Below are 26,079 nucleotides of genomic sequence, written 5' to 3'. Positions count from 1 at the left end.
TCTTTCCCGCCGCTGCTATGCCATAGTGTGCCCCAGGACCGGTTCCCCGTAACGGAAGTCATCGACAATGGCTCAAGGCTCCCCTTCCCGTTCCGCGATGGACGAACTGACCAAACTGTCCTCGCCCCGGATTTTTCTGGTGCGAATGCTGGTCTTCCTGGTGCTCTGCGCCCTGGTCGGGGTCGTGCTCTACAAGCAGATCGTTCAGGCGTTTTTCGCCAATCCCGGGCTGAATGCGCTGATCGGTGCGGTGCTGTTCATCGGGATCATCCTGTCGTTCCGCCAGGTCATCCGACTCTACCCGGAGGTGTCCTGGGTCAACAATTTCCGCATCGCCGACCCGGGCCTCGCCGTGGCTCGCTATCCGACCTTGCTGGCGCCGATGGCGGCGATCCTCGGCCGCGAGCGCACCGGGCGGATGACGATCTCGCAACAGACGATGCGGCACCTGCTGGATTCCATCGCTACCCGACTCGATGAAGCCCGCGACATCTCCCGCTACATGACCGGTCTGCTGGTCTTCCTCGGCCTGCTCGGCACCTTCTGGGGCCTGATCGAGACAGTCGGCTCGGTCGGCAAGGTGATCGACGGGCTGAAGGTCGGCGGCGACGCCGGCGCGTTGTTTGACACCCTGAAAGGCGGGCTCGCCGCGCCACTGGGCGGCATGGGCATCTCGTTCTCGTCGTCACTCTTCGGTCTCGCCGGCTCGTTGATCCTCGGCTTCCTCGACCTGCAATCCAGCCAGGCCCAGAACCGCTTCTATACCGACCTCGAAGACTGGCTGGCCGGCACGGTCCGCGAATATGGGACGGGCGATGTCGAGGGCGGCGACCTATCGGGCGCGATCGAGCGGCTGCGCTCTGCCATGGAGGAAGGCTCCAACCGCGGGGCGACCGCTGCGATGGCCAATCTCGCCGAGGCGATCCAGGGCCTGGTCGCGCATATGCGGACCGAGCAGCAGATGATCCGCGAATGGGCCGACGGCCAGGGCGAACAGAACCGCGAGATCAAGCGGCTGCTCGAGCGCCTCGCGCGGCAAACTGAGAAGAGTTAGCTCCCTGACCCGGCGCGTCCGCCGGCTTCTCCCACGAGGAGGGACGCTCGGAGCAAAACCAAATCGCGGAGACTATTGAATGGCCCTTGCCCGTACCCGCCGAGAGTCCGGCATGAACTACTGGCCAGGCTTCGTCGACGCCCTGTCGACGCTGGTCCTCTCGATCGTGTTCCTGCTCACCGTCTTCCTGGTCGTCCAATTCTTCCTCTCGCAAGAGGTGACCGGCAAGGACAAGGCGCTCGAGCAGCTCAACGCCAAGATCGCCCAGCTCAACGAGATGCTGTCCCTGGAGAAGCTCGGCAAGATGAGCCTCGACGACCAGGTGTCGCAGCTGCGCGCTGGCCTCGCCTCGGCGGAAGCCGAGCGCGATCGGGTCAAGAGCCTGTACGACGGGCTCGCCAACGCCGGCAACGATGCCAACGGCCGCGCCAACGAGCTGAACAAGGCGCTGGATTCGGAGAAGCAGACCTCCGCGCGTGCACTCGCGCAGATCGAGGTCTTGAACCAGCAGATCAGCGCGCTGCGCCGCCAGCTCGCCGCGCTGGAAGAGGCGCTCGATGCTTCGGAGAAGCGCGACAAGGAATCGCAGAGTCGCATCGCTGATCTCGGCCAGCGCCTCAACGTCGCGCTGGCGCAACGCGTGCAGGAGCTGTCACGCTATCGCTCCGAATTCTTCGGCCGACTGCGCGCCATTCTCGGCAACCGTCCTGACATCCGCATCGTCGGCGACCGCTTCGTCTTCCAGTCCGAGGTATTCTTCGATACCGGCCAGGCGACGCTGCTGCCCGAAGGCCAGCAGGAGCTGAACTCCGTGGGATCGGCGCTGATCGATCTGGACAAGCAAATCCCAAGCGAGATCGCCTGGGTGCTGCGTGTCGATGGCCATACCGACATGCGCCCGATCAACAGCCCGATCTTCAAGTCGAACTGGGAGTTGTCCTCGGCGCGCGCGATCTCCGTGGTGCAATATCTGATCTCGCTCGGTGTTCCTCCGCAGCGTCTGGTCGCCGCCGGCTTTGCCGAATTCCAGCCGCTCGATCCCGGCAACAACGAAGATGCCTTCCGCCGCAATCGTCGCATCGAGCTGAAGCTGACGGAACGGTGACGAGCACATTCACCTTGCGCCGCTATTGCGCAGCCGACGAAGACGCCGCGATCACCCTGTGGCAGCGGACGTGGCAACAGGCCTATCCAGCGATCGATTTCGCTGCGCGCGTGGACTGGTGGCGGGCCCGCTGGCGCGATGAGCTCGTGCCGAACGCGGCCATCATCGTCGCCGAGCAGGACCAGCAGCTGATCGGCTTCGTGACCATCGACGCATCGGGTTATCTCGATCAGCTCGTGGTCGCACCGGAGCACTGGGGCTCGCCGCTCGCGACGGTGCTGGTCGATGCCGCAAAGGAGCACGCGCCGTCAGGCGTCACCTTGCTGGTCAACAAGGACAATGCGCGCGCAATCCGCTTCTATCGGCGCAACGGCTTCGTCGACGACGGCGAGGACGTCAATCCGACCTCCGGCCGGCCAGTGCTGCGCATGGCGTGGAAGCCGTAGCGGTCGCGCTATACGCCGCGGAACAGCGCCCGGAACGACCAAGCACCGAAAAAGGTTGCAGGGAACAGAGCCGAAATTGATGGCGCGATCACACGCCTTCAAACTGCAGGCGCGCAAGCCGCGCATAGAGTCCGTTGGCAGCAACCAGCGAGGCATGGGTGCCCTGCTCGACGATGCGCCCCTGCTCCATCACCAGGATGCGGTCGCATGACAGCACCGTCGCAAGGCGATGGGCGATCACCAGCGTGGTGCGGCCGCGCATCAGTTCCTCCAGCGCGGTCTGCACCAGCGTCTCGCTTTCGGCATCCAGCGCGGACGTCGCCTCGTCGAGCAGCAGCAGCGGCGCGTTGCGCAGGATCGCGCGTGCGATCGCGATGCGCTGACGCTGCCCGCCTGACAAGGTTACCCCGCGCTCGCCGAGCGGCGTCTCGAAGCCTTCCGGCAGGCGGCGGATGAATTCGCTCGCATGAGCCAGCTCAGCCGCGCGCTCGACCTCGGCATCGCTGGCCTCGGGCCGGCCAAAGCGGATGTTCTCGCGTGCGCTCGCGGCAAACACGGCCGGCTCCTGCGGCACCAGCGCAATGCGCTCGCGCACCTTGCGCGGATCGGCATCGCGGACCGGCACGCTGTCGAGCGCAATCCGACCGGACACCGGATCGTAGAAGCGCAGCAGCAAATGAAACAGCGTGCTCTTGCCGGCACCCGACGGGCCGACGATGGCGACCTTCTCGCCGGCCTTGATTTCAAACGACACGTCATTGATGGCACGAACATCGGGCCGCGCTGGATAGGCAAAGCTGACATGATTGAAGCTGAGATCGCCGCGCGGCGGCTCCGGCAGCGCGCGAGGCGCAGCGGGTGCCGCGATCTCCGGCCGCACATGCAACAGTTCGAATAGCCGCTCGGCAGCGCCCGAGGCTGCCGAAACTTCGCCCCAGACCTCGCTGAGTTGCCCAAGACCTGCCGCGGCGAACGCCGCATAGAGCACGAACTGGCCGAGACGGCCGGCGCTGATATGGCCTGCGAGCACGTCATGCGAACCGATCCAGAGGATCGCCACGACGCTCGAGAACACGATGAAGATGATGATCGCGGTCAGGACCGCGCGCGCCTTGGTCGAGACCCGTGCGGCTTCGTAAGCCTGCTCGACCTCGCGGCCGAAGCGGTCGCCCGCGAGCCGCTCGCTGGTATAGGCCTGCACCGTCCTGATCGCGCCGACGAGTTCGGACGCGTAGGCCGACGCCTCCGCCAGCGTGTCCTGCGCATTCCGCGACAGCCGCCGCACCCAGCGTCCGAATGCGACGAGCGGCAGCACGATCAGCGGAATAGCGAGCAGCACGAAGCCGGATAGTTTCGGGCTGGTGATCACCATCATCGCAGTGGCGCCGACGAACATCAGCACATTCCGCAGCGCGATCGAGACCGAGGCGCCGGCCGCCGACTTGATCTGGGTCGTGTCGGCCGTGAGCCGCGAGATCAACTCGCCACTGCGCGCGGAATCGAAGAACGCCGGCGACAGCGACATCAGATGCGCGAACACGTCGCGCCGGAGGTCGGCAACGATACGTTCGCCGATCGTCATGACCAGGTAGTACCGTGACGCGCTTGCCAGCGCGAGCACGGCCACCACCGCAATCATGACGCTGAAATAATCATTGATGAGCGAGATACCGCGGGGCGTGAAGCCGAAATCGATCATCCGACGCACGGCCACCGGCACCAGCAGCGTGGTCAAGGCGGCGACGGTCAGTGCGATCAGCGCCAGAATGGCGCGGCCGCGATAGCGGGCGATATAGGGCGATAGCGCGAGGAGCGGACGCAGCTTGGAGCGACGCCCAGGGGCAGCCTCCTCGGTCAGCGCCTCGACAGCCGCCGCGGCGTCTCCCACCGGATCGGGACCGGTCTCGTCCTGCCTGTCGTCAAGCCGCTCGACTGCGCTCATGGATCACCTGAAATGCTTCAAAACTCTGCCAGTCCTGATAGGCCTCGGCCCCGCGGCTTGGCAAATCCGGAAATATACCAAGGGGGCAAGTGCGGCAGAATTGGTGGCGAACCTGACTCCGGGACTGTCACCGCCGCCAGATTCGGAGCATGAGCTTGTTTTGGCCGCCACCTTCGGCTATAGAGCGCCGCAATTGTCCCCCTTCAGTGATGACAGGAACAGGCGCGGTCGCGCCTCACCGTGCCGTAGGATATGCCATGAAAGCCGACATTCATCCGAAATATCATATGATTACGGTCGTGATGACCGACGGAACCGAATACCAGACCCGTTCGACCTGGGGCAAAGAGGGCGATAAGCTCAACCTCGATATCGACCCGAAGTCGCACCCCGCCTGGACCGGTGGCACCCAGCAGATCATGGATCGCGGCGGCCGCGTCTCCCGCTTCCAGAAGAAGTTCCAGGGTTTCCTCAAGAAGGATTGATCCCTGCCGGGTGCTGCATGCGGCACCCGTTCTTAATCTTGGCCCAGATCGCAAAACGCCCCCGAATTCGGGGGCGTTTTTGTTTGGCGTTGATCGTTCGGCGCGCGGCCCCGGCGCGGGCGGGCCTTACTGCTCGAAGGCGGCCTTGAGCCGGTTAAGTTGCGGCACCAGCGGATTACCGATCGCCGTCTGGTCCGGCGGGGTGTGGATCGAGGTATCGAGCCGGCGGACACGGGCCTGCAGGCTCATCGAGCGTGTAATCAGGTCCTGCAGCTGCTGCGGCAGCTTCTCCAGGAGGTCGGCTGGCCCCGGATCGGCGGCCGTCAGCTTCACCTTGGTCTTCTCGCGATTGGCCTGGCTCAAGGTCATCTCGCCTTCCTTCACCGCGCGGTGCAGCAGCAACCAGGAGGCGAGCTGCATCAGGCGGGTGGTGAGCCGCATGCTTTCGGTCGCGTAGGTCAGGCTCACGGCGCGGTCGAGCGCCTTGGCCTCGGTACGGCCGGCGCCATCGAGATAAGCGGCAGTCTCCTCGACCAGATCCATGCCTTCCCGAAACAAGGCCCCGAATGCAGCGGAATTGGTGAGCCGCTCGTTGAACTGAACAAGAGCACCATCGCCCTGCAAACGGTCCGACATGGTTAACGCCTCTTACGCGACTGTTTACGAAGCCGGCTTGCCTCGCCGGTATGATGAACAAATCATTGCGCGGGACGTTACGAGAGTCCAGCAGCAAGACCGAATATGGTTTCCGCGAAGTGGGAGCTATTGCTGTGCAGCGTGCGGACGCCGCAGGACGGCCACAACCGTGCAAAAACAAAAAAGAGCCGCCGTTTCCGGCGGCTTTTAAAGTTGATAACAGGGAGGCGTCAAACAGAGTGGACAGGAGCCACTCGGTGTCCAAACGAGGACGGCTCCGGTTATAAAGGCGAAAGCTTAATCAACCGTAAATAGCGGAAAAAATTCAGCCTTCGTTAGCCATGTCGGCCATTGGCCGAGCCGGCCGGCTGCCGCCCCGCTCCGAACATCACGACTTGAAAATGCTGGCCGCCGCGTCACGCGAGGCGCGCTTCTTTGCAACCGCCTGCTCCAGCCGCGCGATCTCGCCGCGCAGCAGGTCGATGCGCCCGGTGAGCTCCTCGACCGACAGCATCGACAGATCCTGACCGATTTCGTGCGAGGCCGCCTTGCGCGGCCGATCATCGTCTTCGCCTGCCATTCCCGACCTCCTCCCGGTTGCCAGCCGCAGCCCGGCTGGCTAAGCAGCTTAGCAAGCAAGCCTCCGATTTTCCCGAAGGACATCTCATGGAACAGCTGCCCGCGCAAATGACCGTGATCGGCATCAGCAAGCCCGGCGGGCCGGAGGTGCTCAAGCCCGAAACCCGCCCCGTGCCGAAGCCGGGTCCTGGCGAGATCCTGATCAAGGTCAAGGCCGCGGGCGTCAACCGCCCGGACGTCGCGCAGCGCTCCGGCAGCTACCCACCGCCGCCCGGTGCCAGCGACCTGCCCGGCCTCGAGGTCGCCGGCGAAGTGGTGGCGCGCGGCGAAGGTGCGGTCCGGCACAAGCTCGGCGATATCGTGATGTCGCTGGTGGCCGGCGGGGGCTACGCCGAATATTGCATCGCCCAGGACGCCCAGGCGATGGCGGTGCCGCCATCGCTCTCGATCCTGCAAGCCGGCGCGCTGCCGGAGACCCTGATGACGGTCTGGCACAACGTGTTCGAACGCGGCGCGTTGAAGGCCGGGGAGACGCTGCTCATCCATGGCGGCTCGTCGGGAATCGGCACCATGGCGATCCAGCTCGGCAAGGCCTTCGGCGCCAAGGTGATCGTCACCGTCGGCGCTTCCGACAAGGCCGAAGCCTGCCTCAAGCTCGGCGCCGATCACGCCATCAACTACAAGACCGACGACTTCGTCGCCGCGACCAAGGCCGCGACCGGTGGCAAAGGCGCCGACGTGATTCTCGACATGGTCGGGGGCGACTATGTCGAGCGCAATTATGACGCCGCGGCGCCCGACGGCCGCATCGTCCAGATCGCCTTCCTGGGCGGCCCCAAGGCGACCGTCAATTTCACCAAGCTGATGGTGAAGAGGCTGATCCACACCGGCTCGACCCTGCGCCCCCGTAGTAACGCGGACAAGGCCGCGATGGTCGCGGCGATCGAGCAGAAAGTGATGCCGTTCCTGCGCGAGGGCCGCATCAAGCCGCTGATGGACTCGACCTTTCCGCTGGCGGACGCCGCCAAAGCGCACGCACGCATGGAGACCAGCCAACATATTGGCAAAATTGTGTTGGAGATCTAGGCGCACTCTAAACAGAGTGTGTTCGGAAACCCTTTGATTTTCCACGCTTTCGTGGCAATGATCGCGCAATCCTATGACATTGCCATCCCCTTCTGGCTGCGGCTTTCGGTTTGACCTGTTTCGCTTTGGATTGGCGTCGAACGCGGAGATTTGACATTGCATCTGATCAGGTGCCTCGCGTCGCTTGCGCTGGGCCTCGTGATTTGTGTTGCCGCAGCCCCTGCGCATGCCGTCGACGCGGTCAGCGTCCGCAGCGATGCGCCTGCGATCGACCTCACCGGCATCCTTGAGCATCAGAAGAGCGAAGGCGACCGCATCCAGGTCTCCACCGCGCCCGGCACCGACGGCATCGTCCGCCGCATCGAGGTGCGCGCGCGCGAGGGGGGCCAGAACTGGGTGGTGTTCGCGCTCGCCAACAATACCGACGACCAGCTCGATCGCCTGATCGTGGCGCCGCATTACCGCGTGGTCGGCTCCGGCGTGTTCTGGCCGGACCTCGGCCTGTCCCGCATCGCCACCATCACGCCCTCGGTCGGCGACCTGCCGGATCGGCAGGACAGCCCGACGGCCGACGTCTTCCGTGTCACCCTGGATCCCGGCTCGGTGGTCACGTTCGTAGCCGAACTGCGCACCGACAAGCTGCCGCAGCTCTATCTGTGGGAGCCGGAGGCCTACAAGGACAAGGTCAACTCGTTCACGCTGTACCAGGGCATCGTGATCGGCATCTCCGGCCTCCTTGCCCTCGTGCTCACCATCCTGTTCGTGGTCAAGGGCAGCATCATGTTCCCGGCGGCGGCCGCGCTGGCCTGGGCGGTGCTGGTCTATATCGGCGTCGACTTCGGCTTCTGGGCCAAGGTCCTGGACATGTCGAACAACGCCGAGCGCGTCTGGCGCGCTTCGGGCGAGGCGATCCTGGCCGCCACCCTGCTGGTCTTCCTGTTCGCCTATCTGAACCTGTCGCGCTGGCATGTCCGATATTCCCACATCACCGTGGGCTGGCTGTTCTTCCTGGGCTCCCTGGTCGCCGTCGCGCTTTTCGATCCTGCGGTCGCCTCCGGCATCGCGCGGATGTCGCTGCTCCTGATCGCGGTCGCCGGCTTCGCGCTGATCGTCTATCTCTCCAGCCACGGGTTCGATCGCGCGGTGCTGTTGATCCCGACCTGGTTCCTGCTGACGGTCTGGGTCGGCGCCGCCGGCCTGACGGTTGCCGGCTCGGTCACCAACGACATCGTCGGCCCGGCCCTGCTCGGCGGTCTCGTTCTGATCGTGATGCTGATCGGCTTCACCGTCATGCAGCACGCCTTTGCCGGCGGCGGCGCCACCACGGGCATCGTTTCCGATGTCGAGCGCCGCGCGCTCGCGCTGACCGGCTCGGGCGATCTGATCTGGGACTGGGACGTCTCCGCCGACAAGGTGTTCACCAGCCCTGAGACCGAGCACCTGCTCGGGCTGAAGCGCGGCACGCTCGAAGGACCGGCGGCGAAGTGGCTGGAAGTGCTGCACCCGCTGGACCAGGACCGCTTCCGTGCCGCGCTCGACAGCGTGCTCGACCAGCGTCGCGGCCGCCTGGTGCAGGATTTCCGCCTGCGCACCCCGGACGGCCACTTCATGTGGTTCGCGCTGAAGGCGCGCCCGGTGGTCGGCTCGGACGGCGAGGTCTCGCGCGTGGTCGGCACGCTGACCGACGTGACGGAGTTCAAGAATGCCGAGGAGCGCCTGCTCCACGACTCCGTGCATGACAATCTGACCGGCCTGCCCAACCGCAAGCTGTTCATCGACCGTCTCGCCGCGGTGGCCAATTTCGGCAAGTCGATGCCGAATCTCAGGCCGACGCTGATGGTGATCGACCTCGACCGCTTCAAGCAGGTCAACGATTCCGTCGGCATCGCGGTCGGCGATTCCATCCTGCTCACGCTGGCCCGGCGGCTCTCCCGCATCCTGAAACCGCAGGACACCCTGGCGCGGCTCGCCGGCGATCAGTTCGGCCTGATCCTGCTCTCCGAACAGGATCCCCCGCGCATCACCGCCTTTGCCGAGACCATCCGCAAGACGATCCGCGCGCCGATCGCCTTCAACGAGCGCGAGATCTTCCTCACCGCCTCGATCGGGCTCGCGCTCTCCGACCCGCAAGTCCAGCTCTCGGAGGACATCATCAAGGACGCCGAGCTGGCGATGTATCACTCCAAGCGGATCGGCGGCGATCGCATCGACGTCTACAAGCCTGCGATGCGCGCGCGCAAGAACGACCGCCTCACGCTCGAGAGCGAGCTGCGCCGCTCGATCGAGCGCCAGGAGATCACGATCCTCTACCAGCCGATCGTGCGGCTCGAGGATCGCTCGGTCGCCGGCTTCGAAGCACTGGCGCGCTGGGACCATCCGAAGCTGGGGCGGATGTCGCCGATCGAGTTCATCACCATCGCCGAGGAGATCGGACTCATCGTCGACCTCGGTACGTTTGTGCTCGACCAGACCGCGCGGCAGCTCACCATCTGGCAGCGCGCGATGCGCGCGCGCGAGCCGATCTTCGCCAGCGTCAACGTCTCCTCGCGGCAGCTGCTGCGTCACGACCTGATCCACGACATCCGTTCGGTGCTGGCGCGCTCCTCGGTCGCACGCGGCTCGCTGAAGCTGGAATTGACGGAATCGCTGGTGATGGAGAACCCGGAGCACGCGGCGCAGATGCTGACCCGCATACGCGAGCTCGGCGTGGGTCTCTCGATCGACGATTTCGGCACCGGCCATTCGTCGCTGGCCTATCTGCAGCGCTTCCCGTTCGACACGCTGAAGATCGACCAGTCCTTCGTGCGCACCACGGCGCGCGGCACCCGTCCCGTCATCCTCAAATCGATCATCGCGCTGGCGCATGATCTCGGCATGGATGTCGTCGCCGAAGGCGCAGAGACGGATTCGGATGCGGTCGAGCTCTACCACCTCGGCTGTGAATTCGCCCAAGGCTACGCCTTCGGTGAACCGATGGACGCCGACGCCGCGATGCGGCTGCTGACGGAAGAGCGGCTCGAAGCGGCGAGCTAAGGCGACCTGTGCCGGACAGATGCGGCACTGTTTCTGTTCCGTCATTGCGAGGAGCGTGAGCGACGAAGCAATCCAGAATCAGGCCGCAGCTCTGGATTGCTTCGCTTCGCTCGCAATGACGGTCCCACGACATGCATTCCCGTTCTCGCGACGCTTTCCGCGCCCGAGCTTTGCAATTCATCGTCCCTCTTCGAGAAGAGAGGCGCAGGGAAGGCCGGGCATCGACTGATACCCGCGGCCCCCGTGCGATAGAAATGCACGGGGCAGGAACCACAGGCTCAGCCGGATGATCCGGCCTTCCCTGCGCGACGGTCTTAACGGCTGCTCCGCATTCTCCCCGGTGCGCCGGGCTTGTTGGTCACCGCCGCGCGAGGCAAAGCCTCGTCGCGATCGCGACAACGCGCGGAACGCGCGTTGCGCGGGGCATCAGCGTCGGGATGCCAGGACCATGCGGCTTGACCGTACGCGGCGATATCGTTCGTCGGTATGCTCACGCACACTGCGATATCATCGCGTCCATCGCATCCCGGCCCGACACTCGTGACGATCGCGAAGCGTCCCTCTTGCGGGCCGAGACGCGGACAAATGTGCTTCTGATTTGCCCGACACGGCAAGCCGCGCAGCCTGCGACAGAGTGGCACGACGGGCAATTTGGGCATGGCTGACGTGTCCAAGCACCGCGACATTCCCCGGTGTCAGCGCACCAGCCGTTCGCGACCGGCGCAATGAGCTCATTGCCGCGGAAACGAACAAACAGGCGCTGCATTACTATTAGCAGCAACGGAATACCGCTCAGACGTTGACGGATGCTTGCTCTGTAAGGATCGGCTTAACGCCGCATCAACAGCGCCCGGCTAGTATTTCGTGCAAACAACAACGCTTCGCACTTTCCCGGATATTCTCGATGACCCGACCGCGACTTTCGCTCGCTCTCCGCATCTACGCGATCATCGGCCTGTCCTTCTGCGGGCTGGTCGGACTTGCCGTCACGCAGAGCTCAAACCTGGCGACCGCGCTCAAAGAGCAGCGCCGGAATGAGCTCATCCATCTCACCCAGACCGCGCTCAGCATCGCCCGCGAAGAGTACGAGACGGTCGCCCGCGACAAGGTCACGCCGGAGCTTGCGCAAAAGCGGGCTGCGGCGCGGATCGGCGGACTGCGCTACGGCAATGGCGACTATTTCTGGATCAACGATATGGGCCCGCGGATGGTGATGCATCCGATCAAGCCCGAACTGAACGGCCAGATGCTCGCCGACAACAAGGACCCGACCGGCAAACACCTGTTCACCGAGATGGTCGACGTCGTCAGGCGCGATGGCGCTGGTGTCGTCGAGTACATGTGGCCGAAGCCCGGCAAGGACGCTCCCCAGCCCAAGCTATCCTATGTCGCCGGCTTCGAGCCGTGGGGCTGGGTCATCGGCACCGGCGTCTACGTCGACGATCTCGAAGCGCAGATGTGGGACAGCAAGCGCAACGTCGTGATTGCAGCGGCGGCGATCATTCTCCTGCTCGGCACCATCACGCTGCTCATCGCGCGCTCCATGTCCGCTGCGCTGGCCTCGATGCGCGGCGCGCTGACCCAGCTCGGCTTCGGCAACTTCGACATCACCTTGCCCGGCCTGAAACGCAGCGACGAACTCGGCGACATGGCCCGTTCGATCGAACAGTTCAGGCAGAAAATCGAGGAGAAGGCGCACCAGACCGCGCTGTTGGAAGATGAGCAACGCCAACTCGCCGATCGGATCAAGAGCATGGCGCTCAAGGATATGGCGGAGGCGGTCGAGCGCGCGGCAAGCTTCGCCGTGGGCGAGGTCGCCGACGGCACCGGCCACATGGCCGACAATGCGAGGTCCATGACCGAGAGTGCACTGAGCGTCGAGCAGAATTCCAGCAGCGTCGCCGCGGCCGCTGAACAGGCGCTGGCCAACACGCAGACGGTCGCCAAGGCGTCCTCGCAGCTCGCGGCCTCGATCGCCCAAATTGCATCCCAAGTCAGCTCATCGCGCGAGCTGACCCGCAAGGCCGTTTCGGTTTCGAGCGAAGCGCAATCGACCATCGCCAAGCTCTCGGAAGCCGCCGACAAGGTCGGCGCCGTGACCAGCCTGATCAGCGAGATCGCCGGGCAAACCAATCTGCTGGCGTTGAATGCGACGATCGAAGCCGCGCGCGCCGGAGATGCCGGCCGCGGCTTTGCCGTGGTCGCCTCCGAGGTCAAATCCCTCGCCGAGCAGACTGCGAAGGCCACCAGCGAGATCGCCCAACAGATCGCGGAGATCCAGGACTCCACGCGCGCCTCGGTCGGCGCGATCGGCGTCATCGGCGAGGTGATCCGCAATGTCGAGACCGTCTCATCGGAAATCGCCGATGCGATCGAGGCGCAGAACAACGTGACCGTCGAGATCTCGCGCACCGTCGCGGAGACCTCAAGCGCGGCGCACGAGGTGGCGACGCAGATCGCCTCCGTCTCCCGGGAGGCGAGCCAGGCCGGACGGCACTCGACCGACATCCGCGACGGCTCCGCCCAGATCGCGCGCAAGGTTCAGGAGCTGCGGACCGATCTGGTGCACGTGATCCGGACCTCGACGTCCGAGGTGGACCGCCGACTGTCCTCGCGGCTCAACATCAACCGCCCCGGCATCTTGCAGGTCGACGGCCAGAGCGTTCCGGTCAGGGTTCGCAACATCGCGCTCGGTGGTGCGCTGATCGAAGCAATCCCGATCGCGCTGACGGCCAATACGCCGGTCACCCTCACGGTGACCGACATGACATCGGAGCTGCCGGGAACGGTGATGCGGGTGAACGATCACACCGCATTGCTGCAGTTTTCGCTTAGCCACGAGCAGGCTGGAAAGCTGATCAACGTGATCTCCGATCGCGAGGCGGCGTAAACGGCGCAGCGATCGTCCCAAGGCTAATCCTGATTGAACCGCGCCAGCGCGGACAGCGCGCGCCGGTAATTGTCGGCGCCAAGCCGCCGCTCCACCCTCTTCTCGTGCGCGGCAACCAACGCATTGGCCTTCTTCAAGGTCACGCGGCCGCGCGGCGTTAGATGCAGTGCATGCGCCCGCCGGTCCAGCTCCGAGCGCTGCCGGACGATGACCCCCGCCCGCTGCAGATCATCGAGCAGACCCACCATGCGGGCTCGCTCGATGCCCAACGCGCCCGCGGCCGCGACCTGAGTGATGCCACCATTCGCAGCGATGGTCTCCAGGATCGAATAGCGGATGACGTCGAGATCGATGTCAGCCAAGGTCGCATTGACGTCGCGGAAAATCCAATGCTGGACCCGTCGCACGAAATAGCCGAGATGGCTCTCGAGCTCCCCGAGGCCAATCTTGGCTTGTGTCCTGCCTGTTTCCTGTTGCGCCGATGCGGCGGCGTCCCCGTTCTTGGACATGCTGACTCGCGATCCCGCACGATGATCCCCGTAGACCGGGTCCTTGCCGCGAGCAAGCCGGCCCGATCGGTTGCATCGACAATAATTGCAAAGTGCAACTATTCTGCTACTCTCTGTTCCAATAAAGAAGATGAGGGGAGGAGCCATGTCAGCCCGTGAGGCAGCGGCCGGATGCGGCGCGACCGAAATGCCGCGGCGCAACGAAGCAGGTTGCGCATTCTTGAAGGCGCCCCATGCGCTTCGCCGAGCGCGTCATGACCGCCGAGGACGCCATGTTCGCTGAACCCTCGGTCGAAGCAACCAGGCGCAACGACGGCATCATCCTCCTGCGCTCGCCCATGCCGCTGACGGCGTCGGCGCGGTGCACGGGCGAATGGCTCGAACACTGGGCACGGGAGGCTCCGGAGCGGACTTTCCTCGCCGAGCGCTGCGGCGAAACATGGACCAGGCTCAGCTATCGCGAAGCGCTGGCTCAGGTTCGCGCTGCCGCAGCCTGGATGCTATCGCAAGGTCTCGGGCCCGCCCGCCCGCTCGCGATTCTCTCGGACAACAGCATCGCGCATGCGATGCTGTCACTCGCCGCGCAGTATGTCGGCGTACCCGTCAGCGCGATCTCGCCGGCCTACTCTCTGATGTCGACCGACCATGAGAAGCTGCGCGCGATGATGCGGCTGCTCGACCCCGGCGCGATCTTCGTCGCGCAGCGAGAACCGTTTACCCGGGCGCTGGCGGCGATCGACGGACATCACGATGCGGCGATCATCGCCGGGGATGGCGATGCGGCCACGTCAGTGCCGCTGCAATCGGTGATCGCGACGCGCGCCGGCACGGAGGTCGACAGCGCCTTCGCCGCGGTGACGCCGGATACGGTAGCCAAGCTTCTGTTCACCTCGGGATCGACCGGCCAACCCAAAGCGGTCATCAACACCCAGCGCATGCTGACGACGAGCCAGCAGGCCAAGGCCCAGCTCTGGACATTTCTCGGCGAGATCGAGGGCGGCCCGGTCATCGTCGACTGGCTGCCCTGGAGTCACACGTTCGGCGCCAACCACAACTTCAATCTCGTGCTGAGCCAGGGCGGCTCGCTCTACATCGATGCAGGCAAGCCGGCACCGGGCCTGTTCGAGACGTCGCTGGCCAACCTGCGCAGCGTGGTGCCGACCGTCTATTTCAACGTGCCCCGCGGCTTCGACATGCTGGTAGGTGCGTTGAAATCCGATGCCCAGCTTCGGCAGAATTTCTTCTCGGGCGTGAAATGCATCTTCTACGCAGCCGCGGCCCTGCCGCAGAACCTGTGGGATGCGCTGAACGAGCTGTGTCAGGCAACGACCGGCCGGCCGGCACCGCTGATCTCGGCCTGGGGCGCGACCGAGACGTCTCCGCTTGCCACGGACTGCCACTTCTTTGCCGAGCGCGCCGGCAATATCGGCGTGCCGATACCTGGCACCGAGCTGAAGCTGGTGCCTGCCGGCGAGAAGCTGGAGATCCGGGTGCGCGGACCCAACGTGACGCCAGGCTACTGGCGGGCGCCCGAGCTCACCGCGGCGGCATTCGACGAGGAAGGCTTCTACAAGATCGGCGACGCCGTCAAATTTGCCGACCCTGACCGTCCGGAGCGCGGGCTGTTCTTCGACGGCCGCATCACCGAGGATTTCAAGCTCAGCTCCGGCACCTGGGTGAATGTCGGGGCGCTGCGCATCGCGGGAATTGCGGCACTGGCGCCGCTCGCGCAGGACATTGTGATCGCAGGTCACGGCACCGATGAGGTTCATTTCCTCATTGTTCCCAGCCTGCCCGCCTGCCGGGTCACGGCCGGACTGCCTGATACAGCTCCGGTCACCGAGGTCCTGGCGCATCAGGCCGTGCGGGAGGCGGTCGCGCGAGGTCTTGCGAAGCTGCGCGCCGACGCAGTCGGCTCGTCGCGCTTTGCAACGCGCGCGTTGCTGATGGCCGAGCCACCATCGCTCGATGCCGGCGAGATCACCGACAAAGGCTACATCAACCAGCGCGCCGTGCTGGCACGACGGGCGGAGCTGATCGCGATGCTTCGGACCGATGCGGCCCCCGGCGTGATCGAGCTGGCGCCGCGGTGATCCCGACGATCTGCGGCCGCCCCTTGCCTATCTGAAGTGACACGCCACGAGGTGCCCCGGAGCGCTCGCCTTCAGCGCCGGTACTTCCTTGCTGCAGATGTCCTTCGCCAGGGGACAGCGGGTGTGAAAATGGCAGCCGGGCGGCGGGTTGATCGGGCTCGGCACCTCGCCCTTCAGGCGGATGCGCTTGCGCTTGACCGACGGGTCCGGGATCGGCACCGCCGACAGCAGCGCTTCGGTGTAGGGATGTTTGGGCGTCGAATAGAGCTGCCGCGCGGCCGCGGTCTCGACGATGCGGCCGAGATACATCACCGCGACACGGCGGCTGATATGCTCGACCACCGAAAGATCGTGCGCGACGAACAGATAGGCGATGCCGAATTTCTGCTGCAGGTCCTCCAGCAGATTTATCACCTGCGCCTGGATCGAGACGTCGAGTGCGGACACCGGCTCGTCGCAGATGATCAGCTTCGGCTCGACCGCGAGCGCCCGCGCGATGCCGATGCGCTGGCGCTGGCCGCCGGAGAATTCATGCGGATAGCGTGTCATGTGGTCGGCCTGCAGGCCGACGGTCTCGAGCAGATGGACGATGCGCGCTTCGTATTGCTGCCGCGTCGCCGCCAGCCCGTGAATCGTGAGCGCCTCGCCGATGATGGCGCCGACCGTCATGCGCGGGTTGAGCGAGGCATAAGGATCCTGGAAGATGATCTGGATGTCGCGCCGGAGCGCGCGCAAGCGGTCGCCCGACAGCGACATCACGTCCTTGCCCTCGAAGCGGAGTTCGCCCGAACTCGGCTCGATCAGACGCAGCACGCAGCGGCCGGTGGTCGATTTTCCGCAACCGGACTCGCCGACGAGGCCGAACGTCTCGCTCGCGCCGATATCGAAATTGACGCCGTCGACCGCGCGCACGCTGCCGATCTGGCGCTTCAAGAGGCCGCCGCGGATCGGAAACGCCTTGGTCAGATCGCGGACGCTGAGCAGCGGCGCGGCAGCGGCGGGTGTGGCTTCAGCAAGCGCGCTCATTGCAGCAAGCTCTCCTCGGCGCGGATGCAGGCGACCTTGTGGCCCGGCTCGATCTCACGCAGTTCCGGCTGGGCGCGCTTGCAGTCCGGAAGCGCGAAACGGCAGCGCGAGGCGAAGCGGCAGCCTTCCGGCGGGTTAACCAGTTTGGGCACGGTGCCAGCGATACTCTCGAGCCGCGTCTTGCGCACCGCATCGAGGTCGATGCGCGGGATCGAGCGGATCAGGCCCTGGGTATAGGGATGGCGCGGATTGGCGAACAGGCGATCGACCGGCGCCTCCTCCGCCACGCGCCCCGCATACATGACGACGACACGCTGGGCGACCTCGGCGACCACGCCCATCGCATGCGTTATCAGCATGATCGACATCCCCAACCGCTCCTTCATGTCGAGCAGCAGGTCCAGGATCTGGGCCTGGATCGTCACGTCCAGCGCGGTGGTCGGCTCGTCGGCGATCAGGAGCTTCGGATTGCAGGACAGCGCCATTGCGATCATCACGCGCTGGCGCTGACCGCCCGAAAAATGATGCGGATAATCATGCACGCGACGTTGCGGATTAGGGAGCTGCACCAAAGCCAGCATCTCGACCGCGCGCTCCAGCGCTGCGCGCTTCGAAAGGCCCTGATGCAGCCGGATCACTTCGGTGATCTGCTCGCCGATCGTGTAGACCGGGTTGAGCGAGGTCATCGGCTCCTGGAACACGATCGCGATCTCGCTGGCGCGGATCTTGTTCATCTCGGACGAGCCGAGCGGCACCAGATCGCGGCCCTGCCACAGGATCTGGCCGCCGACGATGCGGCCGGGGGGCATCGCGATCAACTTCAGCACCGACATGGCGGTCACGGTCTTGCCGGAGCCGGACTCGCCGACCACGCACAAGGTCTCGCCGCGACCGATCGAGATGTCGACGCCGTCGACCGCCTGCACCTTGCCTTCATCGCTGTCGAAATAGGTCTTGAGCCCCTTGATCTCGAGCAGCGGCGTCACGCACGCATCCATCACATCACCTTCCGTGGATCGAGCGCGTCGCGCAGGCCGTCGCCGATGAAATTGATCGCGATGACGGTGAGGAAGATCGCCCCGCCGGCGAACAGCGCCCAATGCGGCGCGATGTCGAGATAGTCCTTGGCATCATAGAGCAGGCGGCCCCAGGTCGGGATGTCAGGCGGAAAACCGAGGCCGAGAAACGACAGGGTCGACTCGGCAATAATCGCGGCCGCCACGTCGATGGTACCGGCGACGATCACGGGGCCGAGTGCGTTGGGCAGGATGTGACGCACCGTGAGACGCAGGTTGGAGGCGCCGAGCGCACGGGCCGCCTCGACGAACTCCTTCTCACGCAGAGAGAGGAATTGCGCCCGCACCAGGCGCGCCACCGGCATCCAGCGGAAGCCGCCGATGACGAGCACGATCAGGACGAACACGCCGCCCTCCGGCCCCAGCCAGCCCTTGAGGAAATCACGGAACAGATAGATCACGAGCAGCAGCAGCGGAAGTTGCGGCAACGACAGGAACAGGTCGGTCAGCCACATCAGCGCGGCATCGACGACGCCCCTCGAGGCGCCGGCAATGGCGCCGACGATGATGCCGAAACACAGGCCGACCGCCATCGCCGCAAAGCCGACCGCAAGCGAGATGCGGCCGCCATAGATCATGCGCGAGAGCAGATCCTGGCCGAGATCGTCGGTCCCGAACGGATGATCCCAGGACGGCGCCGCGAGGCGCGCGGTGAAATCGATCTCGTTGATCGGCACGCGCCACAGCCAAGGCCCGATCAGGATCGACAACGCCAGCAGCGCCAGCACAAGGACGCTGACCGCCGCGAGGCGATGGCGGAGAAAGCGCCGAACCGCGTCGCGGCCGGGCGAGAAACGGCGTTTGCGCACCACCCGCGCGACGACCGTCTCAACGGAAGGAGATACGTGGGTCAAGCCAGCCATACAGGATATCGGCGATGAGGTTGAACAGGACGACCAGACAGGCGAACACGAAGGTCACCGCCATGATCACGGGCGTGTCGTTGGCGAGGATCGCGCTGATGAGGAGCGAGCCGATGCCGGGAATGCGGAAGATCTGCTCGGTGACGATGGCACCGCCGAATACGGTCGGCATCTGCAGCGCGACCAACGTTACCACTGGGATCAACGCGTTGCGCACCACGTGCTTGACGATCACCTTCTTCTCGTTGAGACCCTTGGCGCGTGCCGTGGTGACGTAATCGAGCTTGATGACGTCGAGCACGGCGGAACGGATGTAACGGGTATAGGACGCGGCCTGGTACAGGCCGAGCACCGCCACCGGCATGATCGCCTGCTTGATGTTCTCCCAGTACCAGAGCCAGCCGGTGGCGTGGATGTCGGTGCGATAGACGAACGGCAGCCAGCCGAGATTGACGCTGAAGATCAGGATCAGCAGCAGGCCGGTGAAGAAGGTCGGCAGCGAGAAGCCGATGAAGGCGAAGGTATTGGCGATCTGGTCGAACACCGAATAAGGCCGCATCGCCGCCAGCACGCCGATCGGCAGCGCCACCGCCAGCGCCAGAAGCTGCGCGGTGCCGACCACGTAGAGCGTAGCCGGAATCCGCTGCATGATCAGCGTGTCGACGTTGACGCGGCTGGCAAAGGAGAAGCCCCAATCGCCATGCAGCATGGCGATCAGCCAATGCAGGTAGCGCACCATGATTGGATCATCCATCCCGAACTTGAGGCGCAGCGCCTCGCGTACCTCGGGAGGGATGTTCGGATTGCTCGCGAGTTCGCCGAACGGATCGCCCGGGGCGAGCGCCAGCAGCACGAACAGGATGAGGCTGATGCCGAGCAGGCTCGGCACAGCGACGATAAGGCGCCTGAGAAGATAATTTCCCATCGCTCCCGCCTTACAAAGTTGCGGTGATCATCGGGGTGGCGTGATGCGCGTCAAGTCTCGCGATACCAGTTCGCGATCTGCCAGAGATCGTTGTCCCAGCCGCTCTTATTCGCGACCATGCCGTTCTTCAAGCCGATGCAGTTGCGGCGATTGATCTCAGGCAGGATGTAGTTGTCCTGAACGACGAGATCGTTGAGCTTGATGAACATCGCCGCGCGCTTGACCGGGTCCAGCTCGCTCTGAGCCTGGCGGTAGGTCTCGTCATATTCCTTGTTCTGCCAGCGCGAGACGTTGCGGCCCTGCCATTTGTTCTCCTTGTTCGCGATCTCCCACGAGACAAACTGGTTCATGAAGAATTGCGGGTCGGCCTGCGGCATGGTGGTCTGATACATCTCCATGTCGCAGTAGAAATGCGTGTAGGTGTCCGGGTTGGCAGCGTCCGAGGAGAAAAATACCGAGGCGACCACGGATTTGAGCTCGACCTCGATGCCCGCCTTCTGACAGGCCTGCTTGATGATGGCCTGATTCTTCTGGCGCGGCGCATTGATCGAGGTCTGGAACACGACCTTGAGCTGCTTGCCGTCCTTCTCGCGGATGCCGGACGAATTCTTCTTCCAGCCGGCCTCCTCGAGGATCTGGTTCGCCTTCTCGATGTTGAACTCGAACTTGTTGTTCGGCGAGCGGAAGCGTTCGGGGTTGTTGAGGAAGTTCGCGGTGGCGACGCCGGCGCGACCATAGATGAATTTCTGCACCGAGGCGCGGTCGATCAGCAGGTTCATCGCCTTGCGCACGGCCGGATCCGAGAACAACGGATGCTTGGTCTTGATGCTGGCGCGCTCGCCGTCGACTTCGGTCCAGGGATCGGTGACGTTGAGGGCGATGTATTCGATATGGCCCGTCACCGTCAGCTGGGCCTTGCCCTGGCCGCCCGCCTCCAGCTTGGTCAGGATCTCGTCCTCGACCTGGAGAAGATAAGCATAGTCGTATTCGCCGGTCTGCAGCACAGCGCGCGCTGCGGACACGGCATCGCCGCCGCCCTTGGCCTCGACCGTGTCGAAATAAGGCCGGTTCGGCTGGTGATAGTCTGGGAAGCGCTTGCCGGCGATCGAATCGCCGGGCTTAAAATCGACGTACATATAGGGGCCGGTGCCGATCGGCTTCAGATTGGCCGGCGCCTCGCGCGATTTGCCGCCGATGTAGTCGGCAAAGACATGCTTGGGGATGATCTGACCGAAGGCCGAGACAAAGGGATCGGCCCAGAACGGGGTGGGCTGAACGAACGTCAGCTTCACGGTGTGATCGTCGATCTTTTCGACCGACTTCAGGCTCTTATAGCTGCCGATTGAGACCGCAGCCGTGTCGGGATTAACAGCATACTGCCAGTTGAAAATGATGTCGTCGGCGGTGAACGGCTGGCCATCATGCCATTTCACGCCCTGCTTCAGCTTCCAGATCACCCAGGTGTAGTCGGCCGCAAGGCCGCCATTCTCCTTGGTCGGAATCTCGGCCGCGAGGATAGGTACGAGATTGCCGTCGGCGTCCCACCCGGCCAGCGGCTCATAGAACAGCCGGCAGGCTTCCTGATCCTTGGTGCCGATCGCGAAATGCGGATTGAGCAGGGTCGGTGCCTGCCAGAACAGCAGCTTCAGCGGACCGCCGCCGCCGGCCTTGGTCGGCTTATAGACGATCTCTTCCGCGGCGATTGCGACCCCAGAATGGGCCAGCATCGCACCGGCCATCGGTGCGCTCAGCCCAACGGCGATCATCCGTTGCACAAATTCTCGGCGGGACAGGCGCCCGGCTTTGACATCGGTGATCTGGTTTCGAAGGTCGCGCTCGTACATTCAACAGCTCCAGCTGATGCTCATCCAAGAAAACGTTACGCCTCCATGCAGATGCCTGGAGCGGCGTGAAATTGGATCAGCGTTCGGAGCAACTGTCAAAGCAGATTCCGGGCCAACCTTTGATTCGACCTTCGTTAGATGACCTGCCGCGGGATTCGCTTCGCAGCTGCGGCAGGATCATTCCAGGGCGATACCGGAAAATGGAACTACCGGCAGGCCGCACCACAATTACAAGGCGCGCTCGGCGCGGAACGAGCCCAGCAAGCGAACGGCCTCGCAAACCGCGACCAATCCGATCAACCATGCCATGCTGGTGAGACCGATGCGCAGCACGATCGCGGGCTCGAAAGCCGCCGCGCCGCCGAGCACCGGCGTCGCGGCGAGCAGAACGAACTCATAAGCGGCATAGGCGCAGAGCAGCGTGGCGGTGAGCGCGAGCGGTGCTGGAACAAGCCGCGGCAAGACGCGCAACGCCGCCGATGCGAGCAGGGTTGCGGCCAGCGCGGCGGCGCCGATGGCAAAGCCCCACGCCAACGTGGTGGCGTCGATCGGATAGCCCAGCGCGCAGAAGCCGATGCCCTGATTGACGAGCCATGCGCCGGCGATCACCGCGAGCGCCGAGCCCTGCGGCAGCATCGCAGCCGCCACCACGGCGAACGCCGCGAACGGCGTCGCACAGGCGAGCGCGAGACTGGCGAGGCAACTCGCGGCGGACAGCAGAGCAAATGCGAACAATGGCTGATATCGCGGCGCGACCGATGCGAGCGAAATGCCCATCGCGGGGCGGAACTGACGATCAAGAGCCATGACAATTCTCCTTCGGTTGCTAAGTCTAAACTTTTCTGTCGGATGGCGATAGGCCGCACGATCCGCCTCGGAGCGGCCGCGCTCGGGAGACACCCTCATTGCACGCCATAGCTGGCGACCCGGATGCCACCGAACACGCCGAGCCCCGGCGCCAGGAAACCGGTCGGGTTCTGGTAGTGCCTGTTGAAGAGATTATCGACGCGCGCGAACAGCTTCACCTGGTCGCTGAGCGCATAATCGCCGCGCAGATTGACGATGGTATAGCCCGGCGCGGTCAGGCCGGAGACCAAGCCGTCACGGCTCACGTCGCGCCAATCGGAGACATGCAGCACGGTGGCCGACACGGTGAGCGGATCGACCGGCCGCCAGGTCGCGGTGGCGCTCCACTTCTGCTTGGGCCTGCGCAGCAATTGCTGGCCGGTAATCGCATCGACCGCGCGGGTGAAGGTGTAGTCGGCGCGGACCGCCAGCCGGCCGGTGACATCGGCCGCGACAAAGCTCTCGGTTCCCTCCGTCCTGGCCAGGCCGACATTGGCGTAGGAGGTGAACGTGTCGTTGGTCGCGATCAGATTGGTGATGCTGTTGTGGAAATAGGTCGTGCCGAACCGGATGCGGCTGGCAAACAGCGGCTGCTCGAAGCCGAGATCATAGCCAGTGCTTTCCTCCGGCCGCAGGTTGGGATTGCCGAAGAAATTGAACGCCGGAAAATCCTGGTAGAGCTGGCTGAGCGTCGGCGCCTTGAAGCCGGTGCCGTAACTTGCCTTCAGCTTGGTCTCGGTCAACGGCACGATCACGGCCGGCGCGATCCGATAGGTCGCATGCGAGCCGAATGCGTCGTTGAGATCATCGCGCACATTCGCGACCAGGAAAAATCGCTCGGCGAATGACGACTGCAGTTCGATGAAGCCCGCTTTGTTGCCGTTTTCCGCCGAGAGCGCCGCCGTGGTCAGGCGTTCAGCCTGCTGCTCCGCACCGACGATGACGTCGTTTCCCGGCGCAATCCGGGTGACCGCGTGCCAGTCGTATCTGAGCCGTTCGCCTTGCCCCACGGTGGAGGAGAGATCTCCGGGTGCGAGATCGGAGCTCCTATCACTGGTGTAGTTGACGCCGAAATAATTGGTGATGCGGCCGCCGGGCAGCGACCACACCGCCTCCTGGCGCGTTGCGAGCTGGTGCACATTGTGCCGGCTCTGCGCGGCATTCGGCACGCTGGGAAAGCCGCCGTCGCCGGTGAACAACAAAGTCGCATCAGTGTAGCGGACCACCGAATTGACGGTCCACTCGTCGTTCAGCGCAAGGCCGAGCTTCGAGGAATACGTCATGTTGTCGTAGCTGTTGCCGATCGCCTGCTGTCCGGGCGGCAGCAGCTGCAACGGCGTCACCGGCACATCGCCGGCATGAAGGTGCGCGACGTTGACTGCGTAGTTGAAATTGTCCTGCGATCCGCTGACGCCCGCGGTCTGGTTGAACGTATTGAACGAGCCCGCTTCAACCGACGCAACGGCGCGGGCGGGACCCTCGCCCTTGCGGGTGACGATCGAGACCACGCCCCCGATCGCATCCGAGCCATAGAGACCGCTTTGCGGACCGCGCAACACTTCGAGCTGCTGGATGTCGGCGGTGAGCAGATGCGCGTAGTCGAAGGCGCCGTTCGGTGTGGCGGGATTGCCGAGCTCGATGCCGTCGATCAGCACTTTGGTGTGGTTGGAATTGGTGCCGCGCACGAACACCGAGGCCTGTCCGCCAGGACCGCCGGCCTGGACCACATTCAACCCGGGAATGGTGCTCAGCAGGTCGGGCACGGTCCGGTATTGCTGAGTCTGGATGTCCTTGGCGGTGACGATGCTGATCGAGCTTGCCGCCTGGGCCGCCGGGCTCACGATGCCGGTCGGACTGACGGCGACAGATACGGCATTCGCGGACGTCGATGCTGCAGGCGTAGGCGACTGCGTCCGCGCATCCGCTGGCGCATGGAAAGCTGAAGGTCGCGCACGCTTCGGCTGCGACTTGGGTTTAGGTCTGGGTTTGGGCGCCGCCACCTCGACCGGAGGCAGCAGATCGGGTGAGGCCGACTGCTGCGCTTCGGCGGCGAGCGGACCGGCCATGACGATGGCAGCGACAACACGAGACGCGACAGGGCCGGCGCGCAAGCGCGCAGCGGCGATGAGAGGAAGACGGATGCAACGCTGAGACAAGAATGGCGGAGACATGGGTCGAAGACCTCGGCGGGACGGCAGTGGCACGTCACCGCGAACGAGGTCTCACGCCAGGACGCGGCAACGCGCCTCGGGTGAAACGATGTCAGTACTCCCCGACCGACATCCTCGCGTGTGACCACGGCTGACGGCAGGTCTCCTGGCTCGCGGGTCGTCACCTTGCGCCGCCTTCCCAGGACCGAGATTCCCAGTGGCATCTGACGCGAGATTCGCCGCTTACAGTTGCGGGGGCAGCTGCGGCCTTCGGGCGATCTCCATCGCGGAAGATCTCCCGGCACCGCATTCCCTTTTGATCCCCGGCGAAGGGGAACCGTCGGGAGGCACATAGAAGGAGGGACGTGACGGTGTCAATGCCGGCCCGGCGCGACGCAGAACGGTCAGCAGAGGTCCGAAAACGGCAGCCGCGGGGCGCTCTGCCTTATCTCTCGCGCTTCATCTTCTTGAAGCGGACGCTCTTGCCGTCCGGCAGCCGGGTGGCGACATAGCCGGCGTCCAGGCAAGCCTCACGCTGCGGCATCCTCTCCTGCGGACTGCGCAGGCTGTCCCACCACGAGGCGCGCTGCGCCGCACGCGGCAGGCTCGCGCCGATGAGCTCCTCGATCTGATCGAAGCTGAGCACAAGTTCGGGAAGCGTCTGCTGTTTCAGAAAATCGCGTAAGGAGTCGTAGTCGGACACCAAATCCTCGTCGTCGGCCGCGTTTAGATCGCGGCGGCGACCTTATCCAAACCGATGATGCGCGCAAGCTTGCGCACCTCGTCCTTCTGGTCGTCGCGAAGCTGCCAGAGCAGCGGCATCGCCGCCGATTTCAGCTGCTGCACCTCGTCGGAATCGGGGTCGATCGGCATGCTGCCGGGTTTCGGATTGCCCTGACGCGTGGCGTGGATCTTGCGGGCGACCGCGCGCAGCGCGGTCTCCACCGCAGGCCAGTAATATTCCTGATCGGGCGATAGCTTCAGCCGCTCCTTGATGCCGGCGATCTGGCCATCGCTGAGCAGGGCATAGGCCTTCTGCACCTCGGGCCGCAGCGCCACCAATGGCTTCTGCCTGGGCGCGGCCGGCTCGGCAACTTGTGCGGACGCCACGATGGCGCCGGTGATCTGCGCTGGCGTAGCCGGCTTCGGCATCTCAGCGTCGGCGGCGGCATAGGCAAAGGCCTGGCGCACCGGCTCGCTCGGCGCAGCGGCCGGTTGGATGTCCTCGGTCAGCGATGAAAAGTGAGCGACAGTGAGGCGGTCGCCCTTGGCCTGCCGGTTGGAGACAGGGCTCTTTGCCACTACGGCCGGCATTTCAATACCGGCGGACGGCACGCTGTCGCGGAACAGGATGCTGGTCGCAGCTGCCCCTGCCACGAGCACGCACACCAAAGCCACAAGGGTGATCGATTTCGTCACGCACATCTCCGTATCCCCGGCGGTACGCCGCACTTTGCCGAAAACTGGGAGCAAATTAAGGCTTTCGGTTTC

The 26,079-nt window shown here is 64.6% G+C and carries 21 protein-coding genes and 1 riboswitch; of the genes, 8 read left to right on the top strand and 13 right to left on the bottom strand.

The window, feature by feature from the left end; all coding sequences use genetic code 11:
• The first annotated feature begins 67 nt into the window (after positions 1-67).
• The 3 genes from QX034_RS15780 (at position 68) to QX034_RS15770 (ending at position 2,605) form a co-directional block, all read left to right on the top strand.
• Positions 68-1,054, top strand: coding sequence for a flagellar motor protein MotA (locus QX034_RS15780; protein WP_315701659.1), 987 nt, complete (start codon positions 68-70; stop codon positions 1,052-1,054).
• A 79-nt stretch (positions 1,055-1,133) separates the two neighbouring features.
• Positions 1,134-2,159 carry a peptidoglycan -binding protein gene (locus QX034_RS15775; RefSeq protein ID WP_315701660.1) on the top strand — a complete coding sequence of 342 codons (1,026 nt, stop codon included), beginning with the start codon at positions 1,134-1,136 and terminating at the stop codon, positions 2,157-2,159.
• Positions 2,156-2,605, top strand: a complete 450-nt coding sequence (locus QX034_RS15770) for a GNAT family N-acetyltransferase (protein WP_316195562.1) — start codon at positions 2,156-2,158, stop codon at positions 2,603-2,605. The genes QX034_RS15775 and QX034_RS15770 overlap by 4 nt, the downstream gene beginning before the upstream one ends.
• An 88-nt stretch (positions 2,606-2,693) precedes the next feature.
• Here the strand turns inward: QX034_RS15770 and QX034_RS15765 are convergent, their stop codons facing one another.
• Positions 2,694-4,547 (bottom strand): ABC transporter transmembrane domain-containing protein, encoded by a 1,854-nt coding sequence (locus QX034_RS15765; RefSeq protein WP_315701662.1) that lies wholly within the window; start codon positions 4,545-4,547, stop codon positions 2,694-2,696.
• 257 nt (positions 4,548-4,804) lie between these two features.
• Here QX034_RS15765 and rpmE point away from each other — a divergent pair, with 257 nt between their 5' ends.
• Positions 4,805-5,032 (top strand): 50S ribosomal protein L31, encoded by a 228-nt coding sequence (rpmE, locus tag QX034_RS15760; protein ID WP_315701663.1) that lies wholly within the window; start codon positions 4,805-4,807, stop codon positions 5,030-5,032.
• 126 nt (positions 5,033-5,158) lie between these two features.
• Here the strand turns inward: rpmE and QX034_RS15755 are convergent, their stop codons facing one another.
• Positions 5,159-5,668, bottom strand: a complete 510-nt coding sequence (locus QX034_RS15755) for a DUF1465 family protein (protein ID WP_315701664.1) — start codon at positions 5,666-5,668, stop codon at positions 5,159-5,161.
• Positions 5,669-6,056: 388 nt separating this feature from the next.
• Positions 6,057-6,248 (bottom strand): DUF1192 domain-containing protein, encoded by a 192-nt coding sequence (locus QX034_RS15750; protein WP_315701665.1) that lies wholly within the window; start codon positions 6,246-6,248, stop codon positions 6,057-6,059.
• Positions 6,249-6,334: 86 nt separating this feature from the next.
• Here QX034_RS15750 and QX034_RS15745 point away from each other — a divergent pair, with 86 nt between their 5' ends.
• From QX034_RS15745 to QX034_RS15735, 3 genes are all read left to right on the top strand, one after another.
• On the top strand, positions 6,335-7,333 hold the full coding sequence (locus QX034_RS15745) for an NAD(P)H-quinone oxidoreductase (RefSeq protein ID WP_315701666.1): 999 nt from the start codon (positions 6,335-6,337) through the stop codon (positions 7,331-7,333).
• Positions 7,334-7,489: 156 nt separating this feature from the next.
• The gene (locus QX034_RS15740; RefSeq protein WP_315701667.1) at positions 7,490-10,366 is read left to right on the top strand and encodes an EAL domain-containing protein; all 2,877 of its coding nucleotides are present in this window, start codon (positions 7,490-7,492) and stop codon (positions 10,364-10,366) included.
• A 904-nt stretch (positions 10,367-11,270) separates the two neighbouring features.
• The gene (locus tag QX034_RS15735; RefSeq protein ID WP_315701668.1) at positions 11,271-13,256 is read left to right on the top strand and encodes a cache domain-containing protein; all 1,986 of its coding nucleotides are present in this window, start codon (positions 11,271-11,273) and stop codon (positions 13,254-13,256) included.
• 23 nt (positions 13,257-13,279) lie between these two features.
• On the opposite strand, the gene QX034_RS15730 is transcribed toward QX034_RS15735, so the two are convergent.
• Positions 13,280-13,765: a MarR family winged helix-turn-helix transcriptional regulator gene (locus QX034_RS15730; RefSeq protein ID WP_315742477.1), complete on the bottom strand. Its 486-nt coding sequence runs from the start codon at positions 13,763-13,765 to the stop codon at positions 13,280-13,282.
• Positions 13,766-13,998: 233 nt separating this feature from the next.
• Here QX034_RS15730 and QX034_RS15725 point away from each other — a divergent pair, with 233 nt between their 5' ends.
• Complete coding sequence (locus QX034_RS15725; RefSeq protein ID WP_315701670.1) at positions 13,999-15,858, top strand: feruloyl-CoA synthase; 1,860 nt, start codon at positions 13,999-14,001, stop codon at positions 15,856-15,858.
• A gap of 27 nt (positions 15,859-15,885) precedes the next feature.
• Here the strand turns inward: QX034_RS15725 and QX034_RS15720 are convergent, their stop codons facing one another.
• From QX034_RS15720 to QX034_RS15680, 9 genes are all read right to left on the bottom strand, one after another.
• On the bottom strand, positions 15,886-16,884 hold the full coding sequence (locus QX034_RS15720; RefSeq protein ID WP_316174180.1) for a dipeptide ABC transporter ATP-binding protein: 999 nt from the start codon (positions 16,882-16,884) through the stop codon (positions 15,886-15,888).
• Positions 16,881-17,882 (bottom strand): ABC transporter ATP-binding protein, encoded by a 1,002-nt coding sequence (locus QX034_RS15715; protein ID WP_316196073.1) that lies wholly within the window; start codon positions 17,880-17,882, stop codon positions 16,881-16,883. Before QX034_RS15715 ends, QX034_RS15720 begins: the two co-directional genes overlap by 4 nt.
• Positions 17,882-18,823: an ABC transporter permease gene (locus QX034_RS15710; protein WP_316174178.1), complete on the bottom strand. Its 942-nt coding sequence runs from the start codon at positions 18,821-18,823 to the stop codon at positions 17,882-17,884. The genes QX034_RS15715 and QX034_RS15710 overlap by 1 nt, the downstream gene beginning before the upstream one ends.
• On the bottom strand, positions 18,789-19,748 hold the full coding sequence (locus QX034_RS15705) for an ABC transporter permease (RefSeq protein ID WP_315701673.1): 960 nt from the start codon (positions 19,746-19,748) through the stop codon (positions 18,789-18,791). The genes QX034_RS15710 and QX034_RS15705 overlap by 35 nt, the downstream gene beginning before the upstream one ends.
• Positions 19,749-19,798: 50 nt before the next feature.
• Positions 19,799-21,592: a peptide ABC transporter substrate-binding protein gene (locus QX034_RS15700; RefSeq protein ID WP_316195561.1), complete on the bottom strand. Its 1,794-nt coding sequence runs from the start codon at positions 21,590-21,592 to the stop codon at positions 19,799-19,801.
• Positions 21,593-21,820: 228 nt separating this feature from the next.
• Positions 21,821-22,399, bottom strand: coding sequence for a hypothetical protein (locus tag QX034_RS15695; RefSeq protein ID WP_315701675.1), 579 nt, complete (start codon positions 22,397-22,399; stop codon positions 21,821-21,823).
• Between the two features lie 95 nt (positions 22,400-22,494).
• Positions 22,495-24,504 (bottom strand): TonB-dependent receptor plug domain-containing protein, encoded by a 2,010-nt coding sequence (locus QX034_RS15690; RefSeq protein ID WP_315701676.1) that lies wholly within the window; start codon positions 24,502-24,504, stop codon positions 22,495-22,497.
• 222 nt (positions 24,505-24,726) lie between these two features.
• A riboswitch (cobalamin riboswitch) is annotated at positions 24,727-24,945 on the bottom strand.
• Between the two features lie 88 nt (positions 24,946-25,033).
• Positions 25,034-25,291: a hypothetical protein gene (locus tag QX034_RS15685; RefSeq protein ID WP_315701677.1), complete on the bottom strand. Its 258-nt coding sequence runs from the start codon at positions 25,289-25,291 to the stop codon at positions 25,034-25,036.
• 23 nt (positions 25,292-25,314) lie between these two features.
• Positions 25,315-26,007, bottom strand: a complete 693-nt coding sequence (locus QX034_RS15680; protein WP_316174171.1) for a hypothetical protein — start codon at positions 26,005-26,007, stop codon at positions 25,315-25,317.
• Positions 26,008-26,079 lie beyond the last annotated feature (72 nt).

The sequence above is a fragment of the Bradyrhizobium sp. SZCCHNR3119 genome (assembly GCF_032487775.1).
Lineage (GTDB): Bacteria > Pseudomonadota > Alphaproteobacteria > Rhizobiales > Xanthobacteraceae > Bradyrhizobium.
Note: the sequence above shows the minus strand (reverse complement) of the source record. Positions and strands in the feature narration are given on the sequence as shown.